The sequence below is a fragment of the Labilithrix sp. genome, assembly GCA_019637155.1.
GTDB lineage: Bacteria > Myxococcota_A > Polyangia > Polyangiales > Polyangiaceae > Labilithrix.
In genome coordinates, this window is the sequence record JAHBWE010000003.1 from 387297 (window position 1) to 399889 (window position 12593).

General features: G+C 70.9%; 10 protein-coding genes. 3 read left to right on the forward strand and 7 right to left on the reverse strand.

Going from position 1 to position 12593, the window contains the following annotated elements:
• Nucleotides 1-54: 54 nt before the first annotated feature.
• Both era and der read left to right on the forward strand, forming a co-directional pair.
• The gene (gene era / locus KF837_07975; protein ID MBX3227235.1) at nucleotides 55-1014 is read left to right on the forward strand and encodes a GTPase Era; all 960 of its coding nucleotides are present in this window, start codon (nucleotides 55-57) and stop codon (nucleotides 1012-1014) included.
• The gene (gene der, locus KF837_07980) at nucleotides 1011-2420 is read left to right on the forward strand and encodes a ribosome biogenesis GTPase Der (protein MBX3227236.1); all 1410 of its coding nucleotides are present in this window, start codon (nucleotides 1011-1013) and stop codon (nucleotides 2418-2420) included. Before era ends, der begins: the two co-directional genes overlap by 4 nt.
• A gap of 1 nt (nucleotide 2421) precedes the next feature.
• On the opposite strand, the gene KF837_07985 is transcribed toward der, so the two are convergent.
• From KF837_07985 to dnaB, 4 genes are read right to left on the reverse strand one after another with little or no spacing between them, the layout of a single operon-like run.
• Nucleotides 2422-3753 (reverse strand): AarF/ABC1/UbiB kinase family protein, encoded by a 1332-nt coding sequence (locus KF837_07985; GenBank protein MBX3227237.1) that lies wholly within the window; start codon nucleotides 3751-3753, stop codon nucleotides 2422-2424.
• Nucleotides 3754-3786: 33 nt separating this feature from the next.
• Entirely contained in the window at nucleotides 3787-6846 is a 3060-nt protein-coding gene (locus KF837_07990; protein MBX3227238.1) for a hypothetical protein, read from the reverse strand.
• On the reverse strand, nucleotides 6843-8018 hold the full coding sequence (locus KF837_07995) for an ArsA family ATPase (protein ID MBX3227239.1): 1176 nt from the start codon (nucleotides 8016-8018) through the stop codon (nucleotides 6843-6845). Before KF837_07995 ends, KF837_07990 begins: the two co-directional genes overlap by 4 nt.
• Nucleotides 8019-8040: 22 nt before the next feature.
• Entirely contained in the window at nucleotides 8041-9405 is a 1365-nt protein-coding gene (gene dnaB / locus KF837_08000; GenBank protein MBX3227240.1) for a replicative DNA helicase, read from the reverse strand.
• A gap of 598 nt (nucleotides 9406-10003) precedes the next feature.
• Between dnaB and KF837_08005 the strand changes: the two genes are divergently transcribed.
• Entirely contained in the window at nucleotides 10004-11083 is a 1080-nt protein-coding gene (locus tag KF837_08005; GenBank protein MBX3227241.1) for a hypothetical protein, read from the forward strand.
• Between the two features lie 79 nt (nucleotides 11084-11162).
• Here KF837_08005 and rplI read toward each other — a convergent pair whose 3' ends face one another.
• The 3 genes from rplI to rpsF are packed head-to-tail and all read right to left on the reverse strand — an operon-like array spanning nucleotide 11163 to nucleotide 12523.
• Nucleotides 11163-11618 carry a 50S ribosomal protein L9 gene (gene rplI / locus KF837_08010; protein MBX3227242.1) on the reverse strand — a complete coding sequence of 152 codons (456 nt, stop codon included), beginning with the start codon at nucleotides 11616-11618 and terminating at the stop codon, nucleotides 11163-11165.
• A gap of 2 nt (nucleotides 11619-11620) precedes the next feature.
• A complete protein-coding gene (gene rpsR / locus KF837_08015) occupies nucleotides 11621-11911 on the reverse strand; it encodes a 30S ribosomal protein S18 (protein MBX3227243.1) in 291 nt (96 codons plus the stop codon).
• A 48-nt stretch (nucleotides 11912-11959) separates the two neighbouring features.
• Nucleotides 11960-12523 (reverse strand): 30S ribosomal protein S6, encoded by a 564-nt coding sequence (gene rpsF, locus KF837_08020; protein ID MBX3227244.1) that lies wholly within the window; start codon nucleotides 12521-12523, stop codon nucleotides 11960-11962.
• Nucleotides 12524-12593 lie beyond the last annotated feature (70 nt).

The window sequence follows — 12593 nt, forward strand, 5'->3', positions numbered from 1 at the left end:
GGCTTCCATACTCCAGTTGGGCCGCGGCCCCAATTGGTCTATGCACGCGCGGTCATGGCCGCGAAGAAGTCGAAGAAGGCGCCGTTCCGTGCGGGGACGATCGCGCTCGTCGGGCGGCCGAACGTCGGCAAGAGCACGCTGTTGAACGCGATCCTGGGCGAGCGCCTCGCGATCGTGAGCCACCACCCGCAGACGACGCGCGATCGCATCGCCGGGATCCTGACGACCGACGACGCGCAGTTCGTCTTCCAGGACACACCCGGGCTCCACGCCGCGAAGAGCCGGCTCGGCAAGCGCATGAACGACGTCGCGACCGGCACCGCGGAGGCCTGCGACGTGATCGTGCTCGTCGTCGACGTCAGCGCCGCCGCGAACGCCGAGGTCCGCCCCGAGGACACGAAGGTCGTCGCGTCGCTGCCGAAGGACCGCCCCGTCGTCCTCGTCGTCAACAAGATCGACCGCGTCGCCGAGAAGGCGAAGCTCATCGAGGTGCTCGCCTCGTTCGGGGCGATGCGCGACTTCGCCGCGGTGGTGCCGATCAGCGCGAAGAAGCGCGACGGCGTCGATCGCCTCCTCAAGGAGATCGCGGCCCAGCTCCCGGAGGGCGCGGCGCTCTACCCGCCCGACGAGCTCTCGGACAAGCCGGTTCGCTTCTTCGTCGCCGAGCTCGTGCGCGAGCAGGTCCTGCTCCGCACGCGCGAAGAGGTCCCGCACGGCGTCGCGGTGACGATCGACGCCTACGAAGAGCCGAGCCCGAAGCGGAAGACGGCGAAGGTCGTGACGAAGATCAAGCTCACCGTCCACGTCGCGAAGGACTCGCACAAAGGGATCATCATCGGTCAAGGCGGGCAGATGCTCGCCGCGATCGGGACCGCCGCGCGCCGGCGCGCCGAGGGGCTCGTCGGCAGTCAGGTCCATCTCGACATCAAGGTGAAGGCGACGCCGGGCTGGTTCGACGACGACGCACGCCTCCTCGACCTCGGCTACGCCGATCCGAAACGAGCCTCCGTATGACGAAGCATCGCCCCGCCCGTATCTCTCGCGTCATGCCCGCCGGCTCGCACGGGCTGCCGCTCGTCGCCGTCGTCGGCCGTCCGAACGTCGGCAAATCGACGCTGTTCAACCGCCTCGCGCGGCGCCGCCTCGCGATCGTGCACGATCAACCCGGCGTCACGCGCGATCGCCACTACGTCGACGCGTCCGCGTTCGGCCGCGACTACACCCTCATCGACACCGGCGGCTACGACCCCGACGACAAGGACCCGATGAAGACCGGCATCGCGCGCCACGTCGAGGCCGCGATCAAGGAGGCCGACGTCATCGTGTTCATCAGCGACGCGACGGTGCCGCTCACGAGCGCGGACCGCGTCGCGGTGAAGCTCCTGCGGAAGTCGAACAAGCCGGTCCTCTACGCCGCGAACAAGGCCGACTCGCCGAAGCTCGACGCCGACGCCTTCGAGATCTACCGCCTCGGGATCGAGAAGGTCTTCCCCGTGAGCGCGCTCCACGGCCGCGGGATCGGCGACCTCGAGGCCGCGATCGTCGACGCGCTGCCGCCGCCGCGAGCGGAGGAGGAAGACCCCGAGCGCCTCCCGCGCATCACGATCGCGGGCAAGCCGAACGCCGGCAAGTCGAGCATGACGAACCGCATCCTCGGCGAGGACCGGATGCTCGTCGACACGCGGCCGGGGACGACGCGCGACGCGATCGACTCGCTCGTCGAGCGCGGCGGCAAGAAGTACATCTTCGTCGACACCGCCGGCGTGCGCCGCAAGGGCAAGGTGACGAAGGCCGCGGACGCGATCGAGGCCGCGAGCGTCACCGCCGCGATCCAGGCGATGGAGCGATCGAGCGTCGTCGTCCTCCTCTGCGACGCGAAGGATGGCGTCGCCGAGCAGGACGCGAAGATCCTCGGCCTCGCGAACGACCGCGCGCGCGGGATGATCATCGCGCTCAACAAGATCGACCTCCTCTCGAAGGCCGAGCTCGCGAAGGCGGAGGAGGACGCGCGCGACAAGATCTCCTTCGCGTCGTTCGTGCCGGTCGTCCTCGTGAGCGCGAAGACGGGCCGCGGCGTCGCCGGGCTCTTCGGCGAGATCGACAAGGTCGCCGCGTCGTTCCACGGCCGCGTGAGCACCGGCGAGCTCAATCGCTTCTTCGAGCAGGTGCTCCAGACCCGGCCGCCGCCCACGAGCGGAGGCCGCGCGCCGCGCCTCTACTACATCACGCAGGCGGAGAGCTCCCCTCCCCTCTTCGTCGTCATCGCCTCGAACCCCGAGGCGGTGCATTTTTCGTATCAGCGCTTCGTCGTGAACCAGCTCCGCAAGCACTTCGGCTTCGAAGGCGTCCCGATCAAGGTCGTCTACAAGGAGAAGCGCCGCGGGCGGAAGGCGGCGGCGGAAGAGCCCGCCGACGAGTAGCTCACCCTTCGAGCCCCTCGAACGGCGCGTGCGCGGCGGCGGAGAAGTGGTCCGGCCACGGCGCGGTGGCGCCGAGCTTCGCGAGGACCGCGTTCATCCCCCACTGCAGGCGGTTCAAGAGCAGCCACTCCGGCGGCATCGCGGAGCGGCGCTGGTTCGGGTTGTCGAAGATGATGACCCCGTAGCTCTTCTTCACGTACTCGTCGCCGTACGTGAAGAACGGGCTCCGCTGGAGGAACGGCTGATAGAGGTACTGCGTGATGTTCCACTGCGCCTCGTAGTCGAAGCTGCGCTCGCGACCGACCATGCCGAGGCGGCGGAACCGCTCGTCGAAGCCGGCGCGATCGCCGGCGAGCGCGCCGCGCGCGAAGTCCTTCCACGTCTCGATGAACGCGCGATCGAAGCGGCGCACGCAGCCGAAGTCGAGGAGCGTCACCGCGCCGTCCGGATCGAACAGGTAGTTGCCGGGGTGTGGATCGCCGTTGAAGACACCGTGGCGGAAGAGACCGTCCCAGGACGTCCGGAAGAGGATCTCACCGGCGCGGTCCTTCGCCGCCTGCGGCGCGGACGCGACGAAGTCCCCGAAGCGCTGCGCGACGACGAGCTCGGTCGTGAGGACGCGGCGCGAGGAGCGCTCGGCGACGACGGCGGGCACGCGCACGTCCGCGTCGCGCGCGAAGAGCGCCGCGAGCGCGCGCTGGTTCTTCGCCTCGAGCGCGTAGTCGCACTCTTCGACGATGCGGGAGCGGAGCTCGTCGGCGAGCGCGCCGCCGTCGAGCGGCAGGCCGAGCGTCGACATGCGCGCGAAGGCGCCGATCGTGGAGAGATCGCTCCGGAGCACGTCCTCGATCCCGGGGTACTGCACCTTCACCGCGACCGCGCGGCCCTGGAAGCGAGCGCGGTGCACCTGCCCGATCGACGCGGCCGCGAACGGCTTCGGATCGAAGTCGTCGAAGAGCGACTCCGGCGCGGCGCCGAGCTCCTCGCGGATCGTCTCGGCGATGCGGTCCCAGCTCATCGCGACGGTGTCGGCCTGCAGCTGCGAGAGGACGCGCTGCGCCTCGTCCGGCAGCGCGCCGGGGAGGTAGCTCGCCATCTGCCCGATCTTCATGACGAGGCCCTTCATCGCGCCGAGCGAGAGCGCGAGCTCCTTCGCCGCCCGGAGCGCGTCGCCGTTCGACGGCGCGTCCTCGGCGGCGCGACCGCGCAGCGTGCGCTTCGCCATCGCGACGCCGACCTTGCCGGCGAGCGACGCGGTGACGAGCGTGCGCTTCCGGAAACCGCTCGCGAGGGCGTCGATCGCGATCGGGCCCCGCTCTCTCGTCGCTGTCATCTCCGGCTCTCTTGGGGTCGGTCGAGGTGAGGGTCAATGTCGGCGCGCGGCGAGGGCGTCCCAGTCGGCGGCGTGCGCGTCGATCGCGGCGCGGAGCTCCGCTTCGCGCGTCGCCGGCGGCGGCTCCGATCGCGCCGCCGGCGCGGCGTCCTTGCGGAAGAAGAGCTGCGCCTCCTCGACCGCGGAGGCGACGAAGTCGACGACCTTGTTGTCACGGAGGAAGCGGCCGAGCGTCTGCCCCAGCTCCGCCTTCACCTCCGGCGCCGCGGTCGTGCCGCCGAGCGCGATCGGGATCACGAGGCGCTCGCCGAGCACGCGCGGCAGCGTGAGCAGCTTGCTCGTGCGGAGGTACTCCTCCTCGAGCGTGATCTCGACGCCGCCGTCGATCGCGCGCGCGGGCGAGACCTTCACGTCCGCGCGCACGCTCGCACCATACAAAGAGACCGCGACCTCGGTGACGCGCACGCCGCGCGCGTCGAGCGCGATCGTCGCGACCGCGGGGCCGGTCGCGTCCTCGTTCGGCGGCCGGAGCCCGTAGCGCGCGAGCGCGGGGCGCGCCCGATCGATGACGGGGAACGCGGCCTCGTCGAGGACGACGTCGCCGCGCGCCTCGAGCGCGCCGTCGGGCTCGCGATGCCCGAGCACGGTGCCGGAGGCGCGGCCGCGCACGTACGCGCCGAACATTCGCCCCTCGATCGGCGGGAGCTCGTGGACCGCGACCGACGCGGCCGCGACGCGCGCGGAGACGGCGCCGCCGCGACGCGCCACCCCGAACGACGAGAGACGGCCGTCCGCGAGGCGCGCGCCGGCGCGGTTCCAGAGCACGTCGCCGCTCGCCGCGACGACGACCGCCGCGCTCACGTCCTCGAGGACGAACGGCGCGTATTCGACCTTCGCCGACGACACCCGCGCGCGGACCGTGCGCGCGGCGCCCTCGACCACCTCGGCGTCGACGTGCACGATCCCGGACAGCGGGGTCGTCCCCGCGCGCGCGACGACGAGCGCGTCCTCGATCGCCACCGCACCGGAGGCGGTCGATCGATCGAGGCTCCCCTTCGCGATCCGCAGCGCGACGGCGAGCTCGGTCCCGTTCGGCGTCGCGAGACCGAGGTCGATCGCGAGCCCGAGATCGGTCGCGAGCGCGAGGGTGCCGCGGGCGCCGAGCAACGGCGGCACGTCGATCGCGGGCGGCGGATGCGCGAGGCGAAGGAGCTGCATCGCGAGCGTGGGTCCGCCGTCCTCGAGCTGAAGGACGAGGTACGGCGGCGCGTCCCGCGCGGGCGCGGAGAACGGGACCGCGCCGTAGCCCGCGAAGCGACCGCCGTGGCCGCTGAAGCGAAGCCCCTCGTAGCGGAGGCCCGCGCGATCGAGCGTGAGGTCGACCTTCGCCCCTTCGAGCTCGTAGGCGAGCGAGCCCTCATGCTGCCGGACCGAGAGGAGGAGCGTGCTCGCGGCGACGAGCGATCCGCGCGCCCGGAGATCGCGCGCGACGTCGAGCGCGACGACGAGATCGCCGCGGCTCGGCCAGACCGCGGCGCGCTCGAACACGCCCGTCGCGGCGACGTCCTCGACCTTCACCCCGCCGGTGACGCGCACGAGGACGTCGGGCACGCCGAGCTCCGCGACGAGCCGCGATCCTCCGACCGCGAGCGTGACGGTGCCGCTGGCCGCGCTCCCGGCCTCCTCTTCCCTTCGACGGGGCGGACCGAACGCGAGCGCGACGGAGGCGGACGCGTCGTCGGCGATCGCGAGCGGCGCGCCGAGCGTGCGCGCGACGTCGCGGAGGAACGGCGCGTCGAGCGCGGCGGCGCGGACGGCGACGCTCCACTCCGCGAAATCGAGCGCGGGAGCTTGGAGCTCCGCGGTCACGATCCGCCCGCGCGCGGCGGCGTCGATGCGCCCGACGACGCGACCACCGCTCACGAAGACCTGACCGGCGACGTCGCGCACGACGACGGCCGGAACGAAGCGCGGGCGGCCGAGGCGGAAGCCGAGCTCGTGCGCGCGCACGTCGATCTGGATCGCGGGGGCGCGCACGTCGCCGGCCGCGGTGACGACGACGTCGACCGTGTCCTCGTCGCGCGGCGTCGCGAGCGCGGGCGCGCCGAAGCGACGGAGCAGCGCGGCGAGCCCGACGCTCGCGTCGACGCGCGCGCCGAGGCCCGCGCCGGTGGGACCGCAGTCGCCGCGGAGCGTGGCACGCGCCCCGAGCGTCGGGGCGTGCAGGCGAAGCTCGGCGCGCGCGCCCTCCGTCGCGGACCACGAGAGCTCGGCGTCGATCCGCGTGTCGCGCGGGAGCGCCGCCGGGATGCGCGCGCGCACGGCGTCTTCGCCCGCGAGCGCGGTGAGCGCCTCGAGGAACGGACCGATGCGCCCGTGCTCGAGCGTGAACGCGAGGGTGGAGAGAGCGCGCGGGACGAGCAGCTCCGCCGCGTTCGCCTCCTCCGTCTCGTCGCGCTCGTCGCGATCGTCGCGCTCGAGCACGCCGGCGGCGGCGAAGCGCGCGACGACGGGGAGCTTGCCGTCGCCGCCGAGGGAGGGCCCGCCGTCGAGGCGGCCGCGCTCGAGCCGCCACGCGCGCGAGGAGACGAAGAGGCGCGCGGCGCCCTCGAGCGGCGCGGCCGGCACGTCGGCGGAGGTCGTCCACGTCGCGCGGAGGATCGCGAGGTCGCCCCAGATCCACGCCGCGGGATCGGGATCGTCCGACGCCGTGAACGCGACGTCGGCGCGGAAGGTCGCGTTCGCGTTCGCGACGTCCTGGACGGCGCCGGCGTCGTCGGCGCGCGCGAAGCGGTCGCGGAGGTCGCCGCGCGTGAAGACGAGGACACCTTCGAAGGAGCGGAGGCGGAGGGCGGGGCCGGCGTCGCCGAGCGACGTGATCGTCGCGGCGGCTTCGTCGAGGACGACGAGGCCGCGCGGCCCGAGCGGGATCCGCACGCCGCGGAGGCGGACGATCGAGCCGTCGGTGCTGACGTCGGCGACGTCGGCGTCGGGGCCGAGGCGATCGCGGAGCCAGCCGCGGATCGTGGGGAGCCCGAGATCGAGGACGACGTTGGCGAGGCTGCCGAAGAGGCGGGCGAGCGGGTTGCTCACACGCCGCCGTCTCGCGCGGGAGCTCCGTCCCCGCCGCTCCCGCCGCCCATGAGCACGTCGGCGAGCTGGCCGAGGAGGACGAGGTCGTGGACGTCGGTCTCGAGCTCGGCGACGCGCACGATCGGCGTCCCTTGCGTCGCGCCTTCGAGGGCGCGGACGTGCGACGCGTCGAGCGCGGCGAGCTTCACCTGATCGCCGTGCGCCTGCACGATGCGCTCCGGCGCGTCCTCGTCGAGCTGGAGGCCGTGCTCCGCGATCGCGCGCGCGGCGTCCTCTCGCGAGAGCGTCGCCGCGCCAGCGGGCGGGAGGTGGAAGCGGTTCACCACCAGCGCACCGCGCGGCATCTCCGCCTCGGCGAGGCGCTCGGCGAAGTAGAGGACCTCCTTGATCGCGGGCGGCGACGGGCTCGTGACGAGGACGAACGCGACGTCGTCTCCGCGCAGCGCCTTCTGCACGCGCAGCGCGCGCTCCTTGAAGCCGCCGAACAGGTCGTTCAGCTCGGCGATGAACTCCGCCATCGCCTCGAGGAACCCGCCGCCGGTGATCTTCGCGATGCCCTTGAGCACCGCCGACGCGCCCTTGGCGAGGATGTTGAGCGAGAGCTTCCCCGTCGATTGGAACGCCTCGATGAACCACTTCATCGTCGCGGAGTCGAGCGCCTCCATGAGCCGCTCCGGCGCGTCGAGGAAGTCGAGCGCGTTCGCGGTCGGCGGCGTGTCGAGGATGACGAGGTCGTAGCGAGGATCGTCCTTCACCGAGACGAGCTTCTCCATCGCCATGTACTCCTGCGTCCCCGCGAGCGAGGTCGAGACGTAGCGATAGAGCTTGTTCCCGAGGAGCTTCTCGGCCTTCTCCGGCGACGACGAGTACTTCGTGACGAGCTCGTCGAAGGTGCGCTTCGTGTCGAGCATCATCGCGGTGAGCGACCCCTTCATCGGGATCCCCGCCCGCTCGAACCGCGCGGGGTCGACCGTCACCGCCTCGCTCGTCATCTCCCCGATCCCGAGGCTCTCCGCGAGCCTCTTGGCGGGATCGATGGTGAGGCAGAGCACGCGCTTGCCGCGCTGCGCCGCCGCGACGCCGAGCGCGGCCGCCGTCGTGGTCTTCCCCACCCCACCGGCGCCGGCCGTGATGATGACGCGGCGTTGGTCGACCAACGTCGAGAGCGACATGGTCCCGTTCTAGCACGACGACCTACTCGTTCGGGCCGTCGTCGTATTCGCCTTCGGCGAGGTTGTCGAAGCGGGTCCATTGCTTGTCGAAGCGGACCTTCACCGTTCCGGTGGGGCCGTTGCGCTGCTTCGCGACGATGATCTCGGCGACGTTCGCCTCGGGAGAGTCGGCGTTGTAGTAGTCGTCGCGGTAGATGAAGACGATGTTGTCGGCGTCCTGCTCGATCGCGCCGGACTCGCGGAGGTCGGAGATCATCGGGCGCTTCGACTTCTCCGAGCGCTGCTCGACCGCGCGGTTGAGCTGAGAGAGGGCGACGACGGGGAGCTCGAGCTCCTTCGCGAGCGCCTTGAGGCCGCGGGAGATCTCGCTGATCTCCTGCTCGCGCGAGGCCACGCCGTCGCGGCCCTTCATCAGCTGGAGGTAGTCGATGATGACGAGGCCGACCTTGCGCACCTTCTTGCCGTTCTCGTCGCGCACGTCGAACTCGGACTGGAGGCGCCGCACCTTCGAGCGCAGGTCGAGGAGGGTGAGGCCCGGCGAGTCGTCGATCCAGATCGGCAGCGAGCCGAGCATGCTCGCCGCCTGGGTGAGCTTGTTCCAGTCCTGCGGCCCGAGGAAGCCCGTGCGCATCTTGCTCACGTCGACGCGCGCCTCGGAGCAGACCATACGATTCGCGAGCTGCTCGCGCGGCATCTCGAGGGAGAACACGGCGACGCCGACGCCCGGCGTGTCCCACTTCTCCTTGTCGTCGCCGGCGAGCTCGTTGTGGCGCGGCTTCGCGGCGTTCGTCGCGATGTTGAGGACGAAGCTCGTCTTGCCCATGCCGGGGCGCGCGGCGAGGATCGTGAGGTCGCCCTCGTGCAGGCCCGAAGTCTGGCGATCGAAGCGCTCGAAGCCGGTCGAGACGCCGGTGATGCGGTCGCCGCGCGCGACGGCTTCGTTGAGCTTCGCGAACGCCTTCTTCATGACGTCGAGCAGCTTCTCGACGCTCTGCTTCGACGACGTGCGCGCGAGGTTGTAGACCGCCTGCTCCGCGCCGTCGATGAACGCCTGCGGATCGCCGTAGTCGCCGTAGCCCTGCGCCGCGACACGCTGGCAGGCGAGGATGAGCTGACGGATGCGGTACTTCTCGTGGATGGTGCGCGCGTACGCGGCGACGTTCGCGACGACGGGCGCGGAGTCGAGGATCTGCCCGAGGTACGGCATGCCGCCGACCTGCGCGAGGCGCTGCCGATCTTTGAGGAAGCTGCTGACCTGCACGACGTCGACGGGCGAGCCGACCTGCTTGAGCTCGAGGCACGCCTCGAAGATGCGCCGGTGCGCCTCCGAGTAGAAGTGCTCCGGCTTCAGCTCGATGACCTTGTCCATCGCGCTCGGGTCGAGCATGACGGCGGAGAGGACGGCGGCCTCGGCGTCGAGATCGTGCGGAGGAACCCGACCTTCGATCGCCGGCGGGTTCTCGACCTCCTTCTTTGCACGGGAAGCCCACGTCTTCTCCACAGTGATTCCTCCGAAATGCAGCGCGCCCCAGCCAAGACGGCCGAGGCGCAGGCTCGCGACGTCCGACGGACGCGCGAGGAGAGAGTGTTGCGCGAGTATCGTTACCCGCCTCGGGCAGGCTTCGTCAATGACTCAACGTCGGGGCTTCGCCCCGACACCCCACCCCAGACACGGCCCTCGCGCTGGCGCGCTCGGGGCGCTTCGCGCCCGCTGGAGCGGCCGCTTCTGGGGCCCGGCGCGCCCCTTCTTCCACGTCTTCACGACGACTCGGGCGAAGGCCTGCGCCCCTTCTTCCGGATCCACACGACGCTCGGGGCGCCCACTTCATCTATGTCCTCACGACGCTCTTCCATGTCCTCACGGCAGCTCGACCATCGAGGCGATGCTTACGCGGCCGCTTCTTGGGGCTATCTCGGCTATAAGCGAGGGCATGCGTCGTAATGCGCGTACCTTCGTGCGGTCTTCCTTCTTTGTCGTCATTGGCGTGAGCGCTGCGTCGTTCCTCATGGGGGCGTGCGGGGACGATGAGCCCGGCGCGGGGCCGGTCGATGTGCCGGATGCGCAGCCCGACAACAGCGTGCGCCTCCCGCCTCCGAGCAACCGCGACTCGGGGATCGCGCCGCCGCCTCCGCCGGACGCGGGGCGCCGGGACGGAGGCGACGCCGGCGACGGCGCGCCGAACGACTCCGGCTCCGACGACTCCGGCGCCGACGACTCCGGATTGCCCGATGACTCCGGATTGCCCGACGACTCCGGCCTGCCCGAAGACTCGGGCTCCGACACCGGCGCGCCGAACGACTCCGGCTCCGACACGGGCTCGCCTGACTCGGGGGGCGGGGGCAACGGACCGCTCGGGAGCGGGCCGCTCTCCATCGTCTACGCCGGCGCGAACGTCGGCGTAGAGGCTCGCCAACTTCACGCGTGGACGTTCGCGGGCAACGAGCTCTCGGCGTGGAGCGCGCTCGCGCCCGCGACCGACTCCTTCAACCGCGGCGCGGCGAGCGTCACGGGCGAGGGCGTCGACAACGGCGTCGTCGCGTGGGGGCGCTGGCACGACGGCGCCGCGACGTACAACGCGCAGAGCTTCACCTGGACGACCCACGGCGGCGCCGCCTACGCGATCGGACAGCGCCCGCAAGCGATCCCGCTCACCGGCAGCTTCACGATGACGACGGCGGGCACGATCGCCGGCTTCGTCGCGGACGGGAGCGGCCCGCCCGGCTCGACGTCGGGCAACGCCACGTTGCTCTTCACCGGCGGCGGCGGCGTGAGGCTCGGCGTGAGCCTCCAGGTGTTCGCCGGCTCGGCGATCTACAACGTGCAGTCGAGCGGCGGCACGGGCAACCCGTCGATCTCCGAGCTCACGATGGACGCGGAGGGCTTCGTCTTCGCCGAGTACACCATCTCGGCGGCGACGTCCTACTGCGCCGGCAGCTGCAGCGTCCGCATCCGCGGCTTCATCGGCGGCGCGGCCTGCAACTACGCCGCCCTCGCCGTGCAGGTCTTCAAGACCGCCGCCGGCGACGACGGCAGCTCGACCGGCGTGATCGTCTTCGAGCGCTGATCGCCGAAAATGCAGCGAGGGCGCCGATCCGGTGATGGATCGAGCGCCCTCGAGGCTGCGAGCTGCGAGCTCTCTCTCCCTACTTCTTGACGACTTCGACCTTGAGGGTCGCGGTCACGTCGGTCATGAGCTTGACCGGGATCTCGTGCGTTCCGATCGTCTTGAGCGGCTCGGCGAGCTGCATCTTCTTGCGATCGAGCTCGAAGCCGGCCTTCTTGACCTCGGTCTCGATCTCCTTCGCCGTGACGGAGCCGAAGAGCTTGTCGTCCTCGCCGACGGGGCGCGCGAGCTTGATGACGAGGCCGTTCAGCTTCGTCGCGAGCTCCTGCATCGCCTTCTTGTTCTTCTCCGCCTTCGCGAGGGCGACCGCCTTCTCGTGGTTGAGGCGGTTCACCTGCGCGGTCGTCGCGGGGACGGCGAGCTTGCGCGGGAGGAGGTAGTTGCGCGCGAAGCCCGGACGGACCTTCACGAGCTCGCCCGACGTACCGAGGTTCGGCACGTCGCTGTTCAGGATCACTTGAAGCGTGGTGGCCATGACTAAGCGCTCGTAACGGTGAAGGGCAGGAGCGCGATGTTGCGCGCGCGCTTGATCGCGAGCGTGACCTTGCGCTGGTGGAGGGCGCAGTTGCCGCTGATGCGACGCGGCGTGACCTTGCCGCGCTCGGAGATGAAGTACTTCATCGCCTGCGGGTCCTTGTAGTCGATCACCGCGGTCTTATCCGCGCAGAACTTGCAAACACGCTTCTTGCCGCCGCGGCGCCGGCCCGGCGCATCGGCGTTGAGGTCCGGCGTCCGGCCGAAGTCCTTGTCGTCATCCATCATTGCCATGATTCGAATCTCCTAGAGCTTTGTGTGTGGGCGGTCGGGGTCGGGCTCTCAGCCCTCCTCTTCGCCGCCCTCCTTCGCGCCGGTCGCCGCCGCCGGCTCTTCGGCGCCAGCCTCTTCGCCGGGGATGTCGTCGCCGTAGTCGTCCTCCGAGCGCTCGCCGCGCATCGAGCGCGGACCGTCGCCGAAGTCGACGAGGCCGAGGGCCTTCTCGCGCGACTCCTTCTCCTCTTCCTCCGCCGGGAGCTCGAGGCGCTGGAACTTCACCTCTTCCGGATCGACCGCGACGCTCGCGACGTCGACGTCCTTGTTCGTGAGGACCGTCTGGAACTTGAGGACGGAGTCCTGGAGCTTGAGGTTGCGCTCGAGCTCCTGCACGAGGCCGCCCTTACCCACGTACTTCACGTAGATGTAGACGCCCTTCTTCTGCTTGCCGACCGGATAGGCCAGCTTCCGGCGACCCCAGGACTCGACCTTGACGAGCTTGCCGTTGTCGCGCGCGACGACCTCGGCCACGCGGCCCTGCACCTTGTCCGCCGTGTCGGCGTCGACGTCGGAGCGGAGGATGTAGATCGTCTCGTATTCTTTGGACTTCAGTGCCTGTGCTTCGGGCATTTCGTGACTCCCTGTGGATCGCTCCGGTGAGGGCCGGAGGAGCCCACCGGCGCACGCCGGCGAGCAAGGA

What these genes read in the sequence shown, in the direction of transcription:
- era (MBX3227235.1), top strand. Translation starts at nt 55, where the DNA reads ATGGCCGCGAAGAAGTCGAAGAAGGCGCCGTTCCGTGCGGGGACGATC.
- der (MBX3227236.1), top strand. Translation starts at nt 1,011, where the DNA reads ATGACGAAGCATCGCCCCGCCCGTATCTCTCGCGTCATGCCCGCCGGC.
- KF837_07985 (MBX3227237.1), bottom strand. Translation starts at nt 3,753, where the DNA reads ATGACAGCGACGAGAGAGCGGGGCCCGATCGCGATCGACGCCCTCGCG.
- KF837_07995 (MBX3227239.1), bottom strand. Translation starts at nt 8,018, where the DNA reads ATGTCGCTCTCGACGTTGGTCGACCAACGCCGCGTCATCATCACGGCC.
- dnaB (MBX3227240.1), bottom strand. Translation starts at nt 9,405, where the DNA reads ATGCTCGACCCGAGCGCGATGGACAAGGTCATCGAGCTGAAGCCGGAG.
- rplI (MBX3227242.1), bottom strand. Translation starts at nt 11,618, where the DNA reads ATGGCCACCACGCTTCAAGTGATCCTGAACAGCGACGTGCCGAACCTC.
- rpsR (MBX3227243.1), bottom strand. Translation starts at nt 11,911, where the DNA reads ATGGCAATGATGGATGACGACAAGGACTTCGGCCGGACGCCGGACCTC.
- rpsF (MBX3227244.1), bottom strand. Translation starts at nt 12,523, where the DNA reads ATGCCCGAAGCACAGGCACTGAAGTCCAAAGAATACGAGACGATCTAC.